Source organism: Pseudomonas sp. NPDC086251, from assembly GCF_044746405.1.
In the GTDB taxonomy this organism is placed as follows: Bacteria; Pseudomonadota; Gammaproteobacteria; order Pseudomonadales; family Pseudomonadaceae; genus Aquipseudomonas.
Genome location: NZ_JBIVBY010000049.1, coordinates 1 through 15,380 on the forward strand (window position 1 = coordinate 1; position 15,380 = coordinate 15,380).

Consider the following 15,380-nt stretch of genomic DNA (forward strand, 5'->3'; position numbering starts at 1 on the left):
CCCACCGCCACCCCCCCCACCACCCCCCACACCACCCACCCCCGTCACACCCCCACCCCCCCCCCCCCCCCCCCCCCCCCCCCCCCCCCCCCCCCCCCCCCCCCCCCCCCCCCCACAGCTGCTACGGGAAGGTGTTGCGGCTATTCGTCCAGCTTGATTTCCAGGCGCTTGAACCGCGAAGCCAATGTCGTGGGTTTGAGGCCGAGCAGTTCGGCGGCGCCACCTTTGCCAAACAGTTTGCCGTCGGCCGCCTTGAGCGCGGCCTGCATGTTGCTGCGTTCCAGTTCGCGTATCTGCGCGTCGGTCATGATTGCTGATGAAGAGGAGGGCTGCTGGGTGATGGCAGCTTTAGGTTCATCGGGCAGGTCGAGGTTCAGGTCGGCGCCGTTCGAGGTGATCAGTGCGCGCTCGATGACGTTTTGCAGCTCGCGGATATTGCCCGGCCAGGAGTAGCTCTGCAGTCGCTCGATATCGCTGTTGCGCAGGCGCCGCCCGGGCATGTTCAGACGCTTGCCGGTCTGTTTGAGGAAGTGCGCCGCCAGAGGCGCGATATCCATCGGACGTTCACGCAGCGCCGGTGACTGGATCGGGAAAACATTGAGGCGGAAATACAGGTCTTCACGAAAATGCTTCGCTGCGACTTCCTGGCGCAGATCGCGGTTGGTTGCGGCGATGATCCGCACATCGACCTTGCGGGTGCGTTCTTCGCCGACCCGTTCGAACTGGCCTTCCTGCAACACCCGCAGCAGTTTGCTTTGCAGCTCCAACGGAATTTCACCGATTTCATCGAGAAACAGCGTGCCGCCATCGGCCAGTTCAAAACGCCCGACGCGGTCTCGCACGGCACCGGTGAAGGCACCGCGAATGTGCCCGAAGAACTCGCTTTCAAACAATTCGGCAGGGATCGCTGCGCAGTTGACCCGGATCAGCGGGCTGGCATTGCGGCGGCTGGCCTGATGGATCGCGCGGGCGATCAACTCTTTGCCCGTGCCCGACTCGCCATTGATCAGCACGCTGGCATCGGTGGGGGCGACCACGTCGATTTGCCTGATGATTTTCAGGATCGGCTCGCTCTGACCGACGATCTCGCGGAAGTTGTGTTCGATATGGATCTCTTCCTGCAAGTAGGCGTTCTGCTCCTCCAGGCGGTCCTTGAGCACCTTGAGTTCATCGAGGGCATTTTGCAGCTGGTTTTCGGTGCTGCGCCGCTCGGTGATGTCGCGAAACACCACCACCGCGCCAACGATTCGGCCATCGGAAATCACCGGGGTGCTGGTGAATTCCACCGGGAACGAACTGCCGTCACGGCGCCAGAACACTTCCTGGCGGCCTTCATGAACCACGCCGTCGCGCACGGCTTTGTAGATCGGGCACTCTTCGACCGGGTAATGGCTGCCGTCGGCATGGGTGTGGTGGTGAATGCGGTGGATGTTCTTGCCAATCATGTCCTGCGGTTCCCAGCCCAGCATGCGCGCGCCGGCCGGGTTGACGAAGGTGGCCAGGCCCTCGCTGTTGATGCTGTAGATGCCGTCGCCCACGGAACTGAGCAGCAACTGATTGTCGCGCTCACTTTCCTGAAACAGGTTGAGGATGTTGCGCCATTCGATCAACCCGCCGCGCATGGTGCGCTCGGTATGCGCCTGGTCACGCTGGTATTTCTCATGGCTCAGCTCGCGCATCACCAGGATCAGCTGTTGCTCGCCCTTGATCTGCAAAGTCGTGGCGGAGATTTCCAGCTCGATGCGTTCGCCGCTCTTGCAGTTGCAACTCAACTCTTCGGTCCAGCCGCGACCTTTGTCCATCACCGCCTGGGTGAACACGATCAGGTCGGCCAATTGATGGCCGAACAGCTTGCTCACCGGCAGCGCGAGCAATTCCTGGCGCGGGTAACCGAGCAGCTTGCAGGCGGCAATATTCAGGTCGCCTAACCGATCGGAAAACGGATTGAGCAGCGCGATGGCTTCGGCGCAATGCTCGAACACCATGTGCCGCGACGAATAGGCCAGGTCGGCCCAGCCGTTGAGAGAGTCTGTTTCGTTGATGGCTTCGTTCATTGCTACGAAATCTCGTGATTGGCCGCTACGAATATTCGTATTTCTACGGGAATGCGTGATCCACCGATAGCATCAGAAACGCCCTGAAAAACCGGATCAGATGGCCATTTCCAACCTAATCAATCACTTAGCCCTTCACGAAAAATAATTTTATTTCCTGGCACGGCGTTCGCTCTCTCTCCTGTAACCCGGCAGCCAACCAGGCTGGCGTTCAAGCACTAAGCAACTGGAGAGCGACACTATGCCTACCGTGGACATCCCCCATTACAAAGACGGCGACTTCCTGGTCAATTACGAAGAAAAAGTCTTCGAGGACATCAAGGCCGAGCCCGGTGAAAAAGTCCTGATCACCTTCCACACCATCGCCTTCGAGGGCTCCATTGGCCTGGTCAATATGCTTCAGGCCAAGCGCCTGCTGCGCAAAGGCTTCGAAACCAAAATCCTGCTATACGGACCCGGCGTGCAACTGGGCGTGCAGCGCGGCTTCCCGACCCTGGGCGCCGAAGCGTTTCCCGGCCACCTCGCGGTGAACAAGCAACTCATCCAGTTCATGGAAGAGGGCGGTGAGGTCTACGCCTGCCGTTTCGCCCTGCAAGCCTTGTACGGCCAGACCGAAAAAGCCCTGATCGAAGGGATTCGCCCGATCAACCCGCTGGACGTGATGGACCTGCGCCTGCTGATGCGCCGTGAGGGCGCGATGATCATCGACACCTGGACTGCCTGACATCCCCCGGCATTGTCCCAATGCCGCTGGGGTGAACACTGCCCCTGTGGGAGCGGGCTTGCTCGCGAAGACGGAGTGTCAGTCGACATCTCTGCCGTATGACACACCGCCTTCGCGAGCAAGCCCGCTCCCACGGGGGACCGCGCAGATTTCAAAAATTTACGAACACAGGACCCATCATGCCCATTATTCGCGCAGCCGCCGTACAGATCAGCCCGGTGCTTTACAGCCGCGAAGGCACCGTGGACAAGGTCTGCCAACAGATCATCGCCCTCGGTCGACAAGGCGTGCAATTCGCCGTGTTCCCGGAAACGGTGGTGCCTTACTACCCGTACTTTACGTTTGTGCAGCCGGCATTTTCCATGGGCGCACACCACCTCAAATTGCTCGATCAATCGGTCACCGTGCCGTCCGCCGCCACCCTGGCGATTGGCGAAGCCTGCAAGCAAGCGGGAGTGGTCGTCTCCATCGGCGTCAATGAGCGCGATGGCGGCACGATCTACAACGCGCAATTGCTCTTCGATGCCGACGGGAGCCTGATTCAGCATCGACGCAAAATCACCCCGACCTACCACGAACGCATGGTCTGGGGGCAGGGCGATGGTTCCGGCCTGCGCGCCATCGACAGCGCCGTCGGGCGCATCGGTTCGCTGGCCTGCTGGGAGCATTACAACCCGCTGGCCCGTTATGCCTTGATGGCCGACGGCGAGCAGATCCACGCGGCGATGTTTCCCGGCTCGCTGGTGGGCGATATTTTCGCCGAGCAGATTGAAGTCACCATCCGCCATCACGCCCTGGAATCCGGCTGTTTCGTGGTCAACGCCACCGCGTGGCTGGACGCCGATCAGCAGGGCCAGATCATGCAGGACACCGGTTGCGGTCTCGGTCCAATCTCGGGCGGATGCTTCACCGCCATCGTCTCGCCCGAAGGCAAATTGCTCGGAGAGCCGCTGCGTTCCGGCGAAGGCGTGGTGATTGCCGACCTCGATCTGGCCCTGATCGACAAACGCAAACGGATGATGGATTCGGTCGGGCATTACAGCCGTCCGGAACTGCTCAGCCTGTTGATCGATCGCACCCCCACGGCGCACGTGCATGAACGCAGCGCGCACCTTGTGCCGGTAGCCACCGAGGAGCTCGATCATGCACACCAATGAATTGCTGGCCGAGTTGCAGTGCCACGGCGTGCGCTGGCCTGCCGCGCACAACGGCTTGTCGCGACAAGGTGGCGCCGGGCCTTCGGACCACAAGGCGCTGAGTGTTGGTAGCCGGACCATGATGGTGCCGATCCTCAATCAAGCCTCCCAGGATTCACCCTATCAAGCGCAGCCCAGCGCCGATGGCAGCCAGGCGCTGATCTTTCGCGAAGGCTTGCAGGTCGGTCAGGTGCAGATGCCCGGCGTGCCGAAGTTCTATGGTTTGAGCACCGCTGACGGCATTCCCTATTGGAAAATCGCCACGCTGCACAGCAGCGATGTGCTCGCGACCACGGTGTTGCAGCATTGCATTCGCTTCAATGATCGCGGCAGTTCCTGCCAGTTCTGCGCCATCGGCCAGTCGCTGGCGGCGGGCAAGACCATTGCCCGCAAACGCCCGCAGCAACTGGCGGAAGTGGCGAAAGCCGCGGTGGAACTGGATGGCGTCAAGCACATGGTGATGACCACCGGCACCCCACAAACCCCGGACCGTGGCGCGGCGATTTTGTGTGAGTCCGCCGCTGCGGTGACGGCTGCGGTGGCCCTGCCGATTCAGGCGCAGTGCGAGCCGCCGGACGACGATCGCTGGTTTCAACGCCTGGCGGACAGCGGCGTGGTGTCGCTCGGCATGCACCTGGAAGCGGTCACCGATGAAGTGCGCCAGCGCATCATGCCGGGCAAGGCCGAAGTGCCGCTGAGTCGCTATTTCGACGCCTTCAGCGCGGCGGTTGAAGTGTTCGGCCGGGGCCAGGTCAGCACCTACATCCTGGCCGGACTGGGCGACAGCGAAGCGGCGATCAGTGAGATGAGCGAGCGCTTGTGTGCGCTGGGTGTGTACCCGTTCGTGGTGCCCTTCGTGCCCATCGATGGCACGCCGCTGGCCAATCACCCGAAACCCGACAGCGCGATGATGGCCCGCCTGTATCCGCAGATCGGCGCCAGCCTGCGTCGTCACGGTTTGCACTCCGATCAGATCAACGCCGGCTGCGCCAAATGCGGCGCGTGCTCGGCCCTGAAAAGCTACGAATAAGCCGGAGAACGTCCATGCCGAATCTCGCCTTTGCTTTGGTCGACAGCACCTTCGAACCGTTTCGTGCCGGTGAACTGGTGGTCAAGCCCGCCAGCGAACACTGGGAGAAACAGGCCTATTTCGCCCTGCGACGCTCGGTGTTTTCCGATGAGCAACAACTGCTGGTGCAGGACAAGGACCGCCATGATTTCCAGGCGATTGCCATCGTCGCCCTGGCCGGTAATTGTGGGATCGCCGATCAGGTGGTGGGCGCGGTGCGCATCTATCAGCCGGAGCCGGGCCAGTGGTTTGGCGGGCGCTTGTGCGTCGCCCCGGCGTATCGGCGGCATAGCATGATCGGCAAGGCGTTGGTCAACGAAGCGGTGTCACGGGCCAAGGAGTTGGGCTGCGAGGTTTTTCGCGCGACCGTGCAGGCGCAGAACGAAGTCTATTTTCACGGCTTGTGCTGGCAAACCCTGGAACAGCTGGAGCTGCTCGGGCAACCGCATTGTTTGATGCAGGCGGACTTGCCGAGCTACCCGCTGATGCCGCGCCAGGTCTTATTGCGTGCGCTGAAGGTGGCTCGCCATGAGTGAATGGTTTGATTTGGCGGCGCTGCTCGACAGCCTGCGCACTACACCGGCGATGCGCTCGAAACAGGCGATCCAGCAGCCTGCGGCCGTTATCGGTAAGGCGAAACAAGTGCTGACCCGTGAGCAGCTTTACGCCTTGCCCGGCGATGACACCGCAGCGATTGCCTGTGGCGATCATTTTCAACTGCTGGCGATCGAAGGCATGTTGCCGGCCTTTGTCGCGGCAGCACCGTGGTTTGCCGGATGGTCGGCGGTCATGGCCAATGTCAGCGACATCACCGCCATGGGCGGTCGCGCCACGGCGGTGGTCAACGCTTACTGGCATCACGACGATGGATCCGCGCAGCAACTACTGGCAGGTATCCGCGCCGCGTGTGACGCCTACGGATTGCTGCTGGCCGGTGGGCATACCAGCCTCACGGCGGGCAATCCGGCGGCGCTGGCGGTAGCGATTACCGGCATCGCGAAAACATTACTGTCGACCTTGCATGTCACGCCCGGTCAGGTCATCGCCATGGCGGTGGACCTTGAAGGGCATTGGCATGCCGACAGCACGTACTGGAAAGCCTTCGAAGGCGTACCGGCCGAGCGCCTGCGCAGCAAGCTCGACGTGCTGCCGCGCCTAGCCGAAGCGGGACGGCTGCAGGCGGCCAAGGACATCAGCAACGCAGGGATTCTCGGCAGCCTGTTGATGCTGCTGGAAACCACCGGCTGCGGCGCGACCATCGATGTATCCGCGCTGCCCGGTCCTGCGGATGCCGACCTCGCGCGCTGGCTACAGGTGTTCCCCAGCTACGGCTTTTTGATGACGCTGGATGAGCGTGACTGGCCGCAGGTGCAGAGCGCTTTTGCTTTTGAAGGCGTGCGCTGCGAACGCATAGGCCAGGTTAACGCCAGCGGCACATTGAGTGTCCAGTCCGGCGCGCAACGCAGCGATTTCTGGAACCTGCGCGAGCAGCCGTTAACCGGATTCAGCTATTCCCATCTCGATCTTACCCCTTTGAACCTTACTCAACAGGAGCACTGACATGCCCGCCGTCAATTTCAAAATCCGCTGGCCCAATGGCCGGGAAGCGACCGGCTATTCACCTTCGACCGTGATCTATCAATACCTGGAGGAGGGCGCCAGTTACCCGCTGACAGACTTTCTGCAACGCCTGGAAAGTGCACTGGACAACGCTTCGGAACGAGTCAAGCAGGTCAAGGGTTTCTATTGCAGTTCAGCGATGGACACCTTGAGTTCGCTCAAGGGCCAGGCCAGTTATCTGGTCGATCCAGCCCACGCCAATGGCCAGGTGGACATTCTCAGCATGCGCACCGAAGGCGCAGGCCAAGTGATCGGCGCGGGCTGGAGCTCATTCTGATTCGTCGATTTTTCCTTAACCCTTGTCGTTACCCAGTACCGGAGCACCCCATGACCAGCCACCTCACTTCAATCAAAATTCCACACCACAGCGTGATCGTCGTCGGCGGCGGTCAGGCCGGGTTATCCGCCAGCTACTACCTGCAACAACAGGGCATCGATCATCTGGTCCTGGAAAAACACAGCCTGACCCACACCTGGCGCAACCAGCGCTGGGATGCTTTCAGTCTGGTCACGCCCAACTGGCAATGCGCCTTGCCGGGTTACACCTACACCGACGGCTTCAACGGCAGCGATCCTCATGGGTTCATGAAGAAGGACGAGATCAACGAGTACCTGGCCGGCTTCGTCAAATCTGTCAATGCCCCGGCCCGTGAAGGTGTCACGGTGCAACGCGTGGTGCCGCGCAGCCAAGGGGGATTCGAGGTCCATACTTCGCAAGGCGAATTCACGGCCGATCAGGTGATTGTCGCGTCGGGCGGTTATCACACACCGATCATCCCGCGCCTGGCCGAGCGCTTGCCGGCGGGTATTCATCAGATTCACTCCGAACAGTACCGCAATCCGCAGGCCTTGCCCGCCGGTAATGTGCTGGTCGTCGGTTCCGGGCAGTCGGGCGCGCAGATCGCCGAGGACTTGCACCTGGCTGGGCGCAATGTCTATCTGGCCGTCGGTGATGCACCGCGTTGCGCACGCTTCTATCGGGGCAAGGACGTGGTCGATTGGCTGGCGGAAATGGGCTACTACGAGATTGGCGTCGACACGCATCCGCTGCGTGAAGGCGTGCGCGACAACACCAACCATTACGTCACCGGTCGCGATGGCGGGCGCGATATTGACTTACGCAACTTCGCGCGCGAAGGCATGGAGTTGTTTGGTCGTCTGGACGGGTTGCAAGGCAACCGGCTTCAGTTCGCCAGCAATCTGGGCGAAAGCCTGGACAGTGCCGACGCGGTGTACAACCGGATCAACGGGTCGATCGACAAGTACATCGAACAGCACGCGATCGACGCCCCGGCTGGGGAACGTTATGAGCCAACCTGGGTACCCAGGCAGGAGCGCAGCGAACTGGACCTCGACGCCGAAGGCATCACCAGCATCATCTGGTGCATCGGCTTCAGCCCGGACTTTACCTGGGTCGAAGCGCCAGTCTTCAACGGTCGTGGTCATCCTGGCCACCAACGTGGGGTAACGGCGCAACCGGGTTTGTACTTCCTCGGGTTGCCATGGCTGTACACGTGGGGCTCGGGGCGTTTCTCCGGCGTGGCGCGGGATGCGCAGTACCTGGTGCAGCACATTGTCGACGGCGTGCTTGAGAACGCTTCGCCGAAACGACGTTTGGCTGCCGGGTAGGCATCGTCACCACCGACCCCTGACCTGCCTGGGCCTGTCAGGGGCCGGCGTTGTGCGGGGTGGGTGCCGCTGGTGGCGGATGGGGCGGGGCGACGTATGGGCGCTCACATTTCAGCGGTGGCAGCCGATAGCGTGATATGCAGCCGACTTGCCTTAACGACCCGCGGGAATCTATGCCGAACAACTTCCCATCTATCGTCTCCTCTCAATCCAATCGCTCAAGCGTGGCGTTGACACGTGCCTCTCTGTTCAAGTTTGTGGGGCTCTTGGCCGGCGTCTTTTTACTCGCCAGCTATTCACTGATTTATCTTGCGCAGGATCTCGACCGTACGGAGGAGATCGAAAGTGCCTTTTACACGAAGAAGGCCGTGCAAGCGCTGGAAAAATCGCTGCGTTCGACCGCCAAGGATTACGCGTTTTGGGGCGATGCCTACAAACACTTGCATGCTGAAGTCGACACTGACTGGGCCTACGTACGCCAAAACATCGGGCCAACGCTTTACACGGATTTTGGCTTCCAGGGACTGTTTGTCGTCAACGACGTCAATCGCACTGTTTACTCTGTGGTCAAAGGTGAACTCAAATCCGTTGAAGTGGAGAAATGGCTAGGGCAGTCCATCGCCGCGATTCTTGAAAAGGCTCGTGCAGGCGCAGCAACGGAAACGCCAGCAACCGCTTTCATTGACGTTGGCGGTACGCCCGCCCTCGTCACGGCCGCGGCGATTACGCCGGGCACTGACCCGACCGTGGTGCCTGATGACAGGTCGTCGTCGGTACTGATTTTCGTCGACCTTTTGAACAGCGCCAAACTCGAGGTGATCGGCAAGGATTACGGGGTCAATGGCCTGCACCTCGCGACATCCGACGATGCTGGCAAAACGTCTGTGTTTCCCTTGGGCGAGAACGGTGCCGGGGGCAGTTTGCACTGGAGCCCACCGAGGCCGGGCCTGCGATTATTGGGGTTGGGGTTGCCGTGGATCGGCCTCGCCGCGCTGTTGGTGGGCCTGATGACGTGGGTCATCCTGCGCCGCACGACCGCGGGTGCGCAGGCGCTTGACGCCAGCTATGCATCGCTGCAGAGCAGTCAGAGCGCGCTCGCCACCAGTGAAGCGCGCTTTCGCGATGTGGTTGAAGCCAGCTCGGACTGGGTATGGGAAATAGACGCTGACTGGCGTTTCACCTATCTGTCGGAGCGATTTGAGGCGGTAACGGGACTCTCCAGGGACGCTTGGGTGGGGGCGGCGATGAATGATCTGCTGCGCACTGAGTCAGGCACGGTATCGGGGTGGCTCACTGTGCCGAATCGGCGCCCGGATATCAGCGTTCAGTGCCGCTACGTCGATCATCAAGGCCAGGAGCGAATCACGCGTCTGTCGGCGCGAGCAATGACCTGTGGAGGCTTTCGCGGGACTGCAACCGACGTCACCGAAGAAGTCGAAGCTCGTCGGCGCATCGAATTCCTCTCTCAGCATGACGCCCTGACCGGCCTGCCAAACAGGACACGGCTGCAGGAGTTCCTCGACGGTAAACTCAAGGCCCTGCCAACGGTGGAACAACCGTTGGTCATGCTCAGCCTGGACCTTGACCGATTCAAACCGGTGAATGACCTGCTTGGACATGCGGCCGGTGATCAGGTGCTTAACGAGGTGTCGAGCCGCCTGGCGGCCTGCGTTCGTCACGGGGACCTGGTCGCCCGAATCGGCGGGGATGAGTTTGTACTCATCCTCACCGATGTGAGCTCCCAGGACGAAGTCGAGGCGCTCTGCCACCGGTTGATCGCGTCCATCGAGCAGCCTGTACAGATTGATGAGCAGGAAGTGTTCGTCAGCGCCAGTATCGGCATCGCGATGGCGCCCAATGACGCTTGCGAGGCGACCGAGTTGCTTCGCTACGCGGACATCGCGCTGTACGAGGCCAAGGCCGGAGGTCGTAACACCTGGCGCTTCTACGCCGGCGATATGAACGCGAAGATCATTGAACGCCGCCGGTTGGAAAGCGACTTGCGTTTCGCGATCAACCACGGAGAGCTGCGGCTGCATTTCCAGCCACGCTACCGCATTGCTGACGGCCAGATGGTCGGCGCCGAAGCGTTGGTGCGGTGGCAACATCCTGAGCGTGGTTTGATACCACCCGACACCTTTATCCCCATTGCAGAAGAAAGCGGGCTGATTCTTTCCCTGAGTAACTGGGTGATCGACACCGCGTGCAGGTGCGCAGCCGAGTGGCCGGACAGTCTCTTTGTGTCGGTCAACCTCTCACCCAGCGAATTCAAGCGAGGCAATCTGGTTGAGCGAATCCAGAACATACTCCTCGACTCCGGAATCGATCCTGCCCGGGTAGAGCTGGAGATTACCGAAAGCGTCATGCTCGAAGACGCCGAAGGCGCGCTTGAGATCATGCATACGCTCAAACGCCTCGGCGTGCGCATTGCCATGGACGACTTTGGGACGGGATATTCTTCGCTGAGTTACCTGCGCACATTCCCTTTCGATGGCCTGAAAATAGACCGCAGCTTTGTAAACAGGCTGGGTGAGAGCGAGGATGACAAGTCCATCATCCAGGCGATCGTGGGCTTGGGCCGTGCGTTATCACTGACCGTTACCGCAGAAGGCATTGAAACAGCCGAGCATTTGAAACTGTTGAAAGCTGTATCGTGCGACGAAGGCCAGGGCTATTTCTTGAGCCGACCGCTTGAGACGTCCGCGTTCAATGCTTTGGTGGGCGTCAGATCAGGCAAAGGCACCCGAATCAACGTTTAAGTGGGGCTGGCTATCTCAATTACAGATAACCCTGATCTAATTAATGCGCTTCTTAAGATATAGGCGCGCGCGTAATGTCTGCCCTATCTGAAGAACAGAAGGGCAGATGATGACCAGGGTGAATCAAACAATCGCCGGTGCGCAGCCGACAGTACGGCCAACCAGCGCCGGGTGGGCAACGGTGGCCGGTTTTGCTGCAAGCCTGGTCGGCATCGGCCTGGCGCGGTTTGCTTATACGCCGCTGCTACCGGCGATTATCGGCGCCCACTGGTTTGACCCTTCCAAGGCGGCCTACCTCGGCGCAGCCAACCTGGCCGGGTACCTGGCCGGCGCCATTTTCGGTCGCTCGATGGCGGCGAAAACTTCAACCGTGTTCATGCTCAGGGCCATGATGCTGCTGGCCAGTCTCGCGTTTTTCGCCTGTGCCTGGCCTGTTTCGTTCGCGTGGTTCTTCGCTTGGCGCTTCCTGTCGGGAACCTCGGGTGGGGCGCTGATGGTGTTGGCTGCTCCGGCTGTATTGGCTCATGTTCCGCCGTCCCGGCGCGGGCTGGTCGCCGGGATTATTTTCATGGGTGTGGGGGTGGGCATTGCCGCCTCTGGAACGCTGGTGCCGCTCTTGCTGCAACAGGGCCTAGGCGAAACCTGGGTGGGTCTTGGGGTAATTTCCCTGGTGCTGACCGCGATTGCCTGGCGGGGTTGGCCGCGAGGCGATGCATCGGTGGCCAACGTCACGCACGCCCGGCGCGCGGCGCCCAACGGCACACTTAAGGCGCTGTATGTCGAGTACGTGCTCAACGCCGCCGGTTGGGTGCCGCACATGATTTTTCTCGTGGATTTCGTCGCGCGGGGCCGGGGCGAAGGCCTTCAAGTGGGGGCGCAGTATTGGGTGCTTTTCGGCATTGGTGCGACCGTCGGGCCACTGCTTGCGGGTGTCGTGGCTGACCGGATTGGATTTGGTCGCGCCTTGCGGTTGGCGTTCCTGGTGGAAGCTTTCAGCGTCGCGGTGCCCGCCCTCGGGCTTGGGACCGTCTGGTTGATGATATCCAGCGTCATTGTCGGGGCGTTTGTCACGGGTACCGTGCCGCTGGTGCTGGGGCGGGTGCATGAGATTCTCGCCCATCATCCCGCGCAGCAGAGTTCAGCCTGGCAAACAGCCACGGTGGGTTTTGCGTTGTTTCAAGCGGTGGCCGCTTATGGGTTGTCGTTCCTGTTTTCTTACAGCGATGGGAACTACGCCTTGCTCTTTATTATTGGCACGTCGGCGATGGTGATTGCGTTTGTGATTGATGTGGTGGCGGTGGCGAAAAAGCGCTGCCCATTGCCGTGATGTTGGTGGGAGCAGGGCAGGGGCTTGATTGGGGGCATATCCGTTTTTTGGGGTGTGGCGGGTATTGGTTTCGCCCTTACGGCGAGTCACTTTCGAAAATCCGGAAGCCGGCCCAGTCGAAAGTAACCAAAGCGCTTTTGCCCTGTCGTTCGGTGCCTCGCTGTGGCTCGGCATGCCCTCGCTCCGGTCCTGCTCCGTGGGCCCGCCGCCATCGGCCATCCCTGGCCGGGGGCGGCTAACCCGGCATCCATGCCGGGTTGCCCACTGCGCAGAACCTGCACTCGGCCTCTCGAGGGCGGTGCATCAAAATCAAAAGCACGGCGGCCTGTAGGCCGGCCTGATTGGGGAATACGCATCCCCCTGTAGGAGCGAGCTTGCTCGCGAAGAACGTCAATGATGGCGCGTGTTAACAGAATAAACGCGGTGCCTCTGGGTCCATCGCGAGCGAGCTCGCTCCTAAAGGAAGCGGTGTTTTTTTGATGTTGCGTCCGCTTTTGCTTTGCTTTGCTTTGTTTTGGCTCCAGATCTGCCGCCCCTTTCCCAGAGGCCGAACGCAGGCGTTGCGCAGGGGGTACCGCGGCAAGGATGCCGCGGTAGCCGCCCCCGGCCATGGATGGCCGATGGCGGCGGGCCCCCGGAGCAATGCCGGAGTGAGGGCATGCCGAGCCACAGCGAGGCACCGAATGGCGGGGCAAAAGCCCTTGGTTACTTGGGGCTTTTCCAAGTCACTCGCTGTAAGAGCGAAACCGCCAGCCGCCGTTACCGCAGAAATGGATATACCCCCTATCTAAAACCTAAAGAAGTGAACCACCACCGGAGCCTCTGACACCGTGAATTATTCCGATCGAAACCTGATGTATTGGCGCCGAAACCTGGCCGTGTGTGTCTTCGGTTCCTTCACCACGCTTGTCAGCCTGAGCATGTTGTTGCCGTTTTTACCGCTGTACGTCCAGCAATTGGGCGTGACTGCTCAGGCGGACGTGGTGCAATGGTCGGCCGTGGCATTCGGCGCGACTTTTTTTGGTACGGCGATTACAGCGCCGCTCTGGGGGCGCCTGGCCGACCGTTATGGTCGTAAACCGATGTTGGTCAGGGCGGCCATCGGCATGGCCGTGGTGATGTCATTGATCGGGCTGGCCCGGGACGTGACCGACCTGGTCGCACTGCGCCTGATCGCCGGCCTCATTGGTGGCTATGCCTCCGCTTCCATCGTCATGATCGGCTCCCAGGTCCCACGCGAAAAGGCCGGGTGGGCACTCGGCGTTTTGTCCACGGGCGCCTTGTCCGGCAACCTGATCGGGCCGCTGGTGGGCGGATTCCTGCCTGAATTTGTCGGCATTCGAGGCACGTTTTTCGTCGGGGGCGGGATGATTGCGGTCGCCGCCCTGACCACAATCCTGTTCATTCGCGAGGATTTCGATCGTGTCGCGGACGCCAAACAACGTGACCAGAAAACTCGGCCTGAAGGTGCTGACTCCAACTGGCCCATCATCGGCGCACTGCTGATGACCGCGATGATGGTGCTGTTAGCCAATATGTCGATCGAACCGATCATCACCGTCTACATCGGCGACCTCGGTGTCGCGTCTGACAGCCAGGCGCGTATCGCCGGCATTGTCATGGCCTGTTCAGCGTTGGGCAGTATTTTGACCGCCGCCAAACTGGGTGCGTTGGCAGACCGGGTTGGCAGCTGGAACGTTATTGTCGGGTGTCTGTTGCTGACCGCTGTCGTCATGGTGCCCCAGGCGTTCGTCACGCAATGGTGGCAACTGGCAGTGTTGCGCGGGCTCATGGGCATGACCATTGCGGGGCTTCTGCCATCGATTGCCAAGCTGATCCGGCATTCGGTCGAGGATTACAACACCGGCAAAATTCTCGGCTACCTGCAATCGGCGCAGTTCTCCGGACAGGTCATCGGGCCACTGATCGGTGGCCAGATCGGTGCTCATCTCGGCTTGCATCACGTGTTTCTGGTGACGGCAGTTTTGTTGGTGCTATGCGCCGGCATGAACAGCTGGGTGCGCAATCGCTACCTGGGCGTCACCGTCCAGACGAACGCTGTCGAGAAAGGTTGATAACGCGCTGGAAAAGTAGCCATCGATGCGCCTGACAAACACCGTCTCGACGTCGGCGATGTCAGGCGCCAGTTCATGCACGTTGACCAGCCCTTCGCGCAACGCGCTCGCCACCACACCTCTGGGCAACAGCGTGACCCCGACGCCAGCGGAGACGCAGGCAATGATCGCTTCGATCGAGCCAAATTCCAGGGGCTCGGGCGCGACGATGCCCAGGTTGGCCAGCAGCGAATCGAGGCGCTGGCGGTAGGAGCAACCGATGCGAAAGACCACCGTTTTCAGGTTGTCGACCGACGCGACCGCGTCGAGGGTGTGAATGGCGCAGGACGTGACCAGCACCAGCTCTTCGCGAAAGGCCTGCTCACTCTGCAATTCCGGATGATTGACCGGGCCGACGACAAACGCCCCCTCAAGTTTGCTGTCGATGACGCCCTGGATCAGGCTGCAGGTGGTGCCGGTGCGAATCACCGGGCGAACGTCCGGGTAGGCCTTGGCAAACTTTGCGATCAGCCGTGGCAGACGTAGCGCCAGCGTCGTCTCCAGCGTACCGATTTCAAACACACCTTTTGGATGCCCGTCGTCGCGCGCGGCGCAAGATGCATCGGACAGGAGCCTGGAAAGACGTGCGGCAAAGGGCAGGATCCGGCGCCCGGCCGCTGTCACCTGCACGCCTCGGGCGCTGCGTTGAAACAGCGCCACCCCCAGCTCGTCTTCCAGCGAGCGAATCCTCGCGGAAACGTTCGACTGCACGGTATTCAACTCGCTGGCCGCCTTGTTCATGCTGCCATGGCGCGCAACCGCGTCGACCACCTTGAGATCCGTTACATCCATCGCGTTCACCTATCTCAAAAACCAATAACTGATGACAAAAAACAACTTTTAAGAGATTAGTTTTCATGGAGTGTAAAGACAAGTAACGCGCGTCTG

General features: G+C 60.8%; 12 protein-coding genes. 10 read left to right on the top strand and 2 right to left on the bottom strand.

Going from position 1 to position 15,380, the window contains the following annotated elements; translation table 11 throughout:
* Positions 1 to 140: 140 nt before the first annotated feature.
* A complete protein-coding gene (locus tag ACIPL2_RS32635) occupies positions 141 to 2,042 on the bottom strand; it encodes a sigma 54-interacting transcriptional regulator (protein WP_401364324.1) in 1,902 nt (633 codons plus the stop codon).
* Positions 2,043 to 2,295: 253 nt separating this feature from the next.
* Here ACIPL2_RS32635 and ACIPL2_RS32640 point away from each other — a divergent pair, with 253 nt between their 5' ends.
* From ACIPL2_RS32640 to ACIPL2_RS32685, 10 genes are all read left to right on the top strand, one after another.
* Complete coding sequence (locus ACIPL2_RS32640) at positions 2,296 to 2,778, top strand: MSMEG_0572/Sll0783 family nitrogen starvation response protein (RefSeq protein ID WP_007969977.1); 483 nt, start codon at positions 2,296 to 2,298, stop codon at positions 2,776 to 2,778.
* Between the two features lie 179 nt (positions 2,779 to 2,957).
* On the top strand, positions 2,958 to 3,935 hold the full coding sequence (locus ACIPL2_RS32645) for a Nit6803 family nitrilase (RefSeq protein WP_401364235.1): 978 nt from the start codon (positions 2,958 to 2,960) through the stop codon (positions 3,933 to 3,935).
* Positions 3,922 to 5,004 carry an MSMEG_0568 family radical SAM protein gene (locus tag ACIPL2_RS32650; protein WP_401364237.1) on the top strand — a complete coding sequence of 361 codons (1,083 nt, stop codon included), beginning with the start codon at positions 3,922 to 3,924 and terminating at the stop codon, positions 5,002 to 5,004. Before ACIPL2_RS32645 ends, ACIPL2_RS32650 begins: the two co-directional genes overlap by 14 nt.
* Positions 5,005 to 5,018: 14 nt before the next feature.
* Positions 5,019 to 5,579 carry an MSMEG_0567/Sll0786 family nitrogen starvation N-acetyltransferase gene (locus ACIPL2_RS32655; protein ID WP_401364240.1) on the top strand — a complete coding sequence of 187 codons (561 nt, stop codon included), beginning with the start codon at positions 5,019 to 5,021 and terminating at the stop codon, positions 5,577 to 5,579.
* Positions 5,572 to 6,603, top strand: a complete 1,032-nt coding sequence (locus ACIPL2_RS32660; protein WP_401364243.1) for a sll0787 family AIR synthase-like protein — start codon at positions 5,572 to 5,574, stop codon at positions 6,601 to 6,603. Before ACIPL2_RS32655 ends, ACIPL2_RS32660 begins: the two co-directional genes overlap by 8 nt.
* A 1-nt stretch (position 6,604) precedes the next feature.
* Positions 6,605 to 6,940, top strand: a complete 336-nt coding sequence (locus ACIPL2_RS32665; RefSeq protein WP_401364246.1) for an MSMEG_0570 family nitrogen starvation response protein — start codon at positions 6,605 to 6,607, stop codon at positions 6,938 to 6,940.
* A 50-nt stretch (positions 6,941 to 6,990) separates the two neighbouring features.
* The gene (locus ACIPL2_RS32670; protein ID WP_401364248.1) at positions 6,991 to 8,292 is read left to right on the top strand and encodes an MSMEG_0569 family flavin-dependent oxidoreductase; all 1,302 of its coding nucleotides are present in this window, start codon (positions 6,991 to 6,993) and stop codon (positions 8,290 to 8,292) included.
* Between the two features lie 173 nt (positions 8,293 to 8,465).
* Positions 8,466 to 11,051 (top strand): EAL domain-containing protein, encoded by a 2,586-nt coding sequence (locus ACIPL2_RS32675; RefSeq protein ID WP_401364251.1) that lies wholly within the window; start codon positions 8,466 to 8,468, stop codon positions 11,049 to 11,051.
* Positions 11,052 to 11,160: 109 nt separating this feature from the next.
* Positions 11,161 to 12,378, top strand: coding sequence for a YbfB/YjiJ family MFS transporter (locus ACIPL2_RS32680; RefSeq protein WP_401364254.1), 1,218 nt, complete (start codon positions 11,161 to 11,163; stop codon positions 12,376 to 12,378).
* Between the two features lie 830 nt (positions 12,379 to 13,208).
* Positions 13,209 to 14,453: an MFS transporter gene (locus ACIPL2_RS32685; RefSeq protein ID WP_401364256.1), complete on the top strand. Its 1,245-nt coding sequence runs from the start codon at positions 13,209 to 13,211 to the stop codon at positions 14,451 to 14,453.
* Here the strand turns inward: ACIPL2_RS32685 and ACIPL2_RS32690 are convergent.
* A complete protein-coding gene (locus ACIPL2_RS32690; RefSeq protein ID WP_401364259.1) occupies positions 14,373 to 15,284 on the bottom strand; it encodes a LysR substrate-binding domain-containing protein in 912 nt (303 codons plus the stop codon). The genes ACIPL2_RS32685 and ACIPL2_RS32690 overlap by 81 nt on opposite strands.
* Positions 15,285 to 15,380: the final 96 nt, after the last annotated feature.

Coding starts and splice junctions, on each gene's coding strand:
- ACIPL2_RS32640 (WP_007969977.1), top strand. CDS start 2,296: ATGCCTACCGTGGACATCCCCCATTACAAAGACGGCGACTTCCTGGTC.
- ACIPL2_RS32645 (WP_401364235.1), top strand. CDS start 2,958: ATGCCCATTATTCGCGCAGCCGCCGTACAGATCAGCCCGGTGCTTTAC.
- ACIPL2_RS32650 (WP_401364237.1), top strand. CDS start 3,922: ATGCACACCAATGAATTGCTGGCCGAGTTGCAGTGCCACGGCGTGCGC.
- ACIPL2_RS32655 (WP_401364240.1), top strand. CDS start 5,019: ATGCCGAATCTCGCCTTTGCTTTGGTCGACAGCACCTTCGAACCGTTT.
- ACIPL2_RS32660 (WP_401364243.1), top strand. CDS start 5,572: ATGAGTGAATGGTTTGATTTGGCGGCGCTGCTCGACAGCCTGCGCACT.
- ACIPL2_RS32665 (WP_401364246.1), top strand. CDS start 6,605: ATGCCCGCCGTCAATTTCAAAATCCGCTGGCCCAATGGCCGGGAAGCG.
- ACIPL2_RS32670 (WP_401364248.1), top strand. CDS start 6,991: ATGACCAGCCACCTCACTTCAATCAAAATTCCACACCACAGCGTGATC.
- ACIPL2_RS32675 (WP_401364251.1), top strand. CDS start 8,466: ATGCCGAACAACTTCCCATCTATCGTCTCCTCTCAATCCAATCGCTCA.
- ACIPL2_RS32680 (WP_401364254.1), top strand. CDS start 11,161: ATGACCAGGGTGAATCAAACAATCGCCGGTGCGCAGCCGACAGTACGG.
- ACIPL2_RS32690 (WP_401364259.1), bottom strand. CDS start 15,284: ATGGATGTAACGGATCTCAAGGTGGTCGACGCGGTTGCGCGCCATGGC.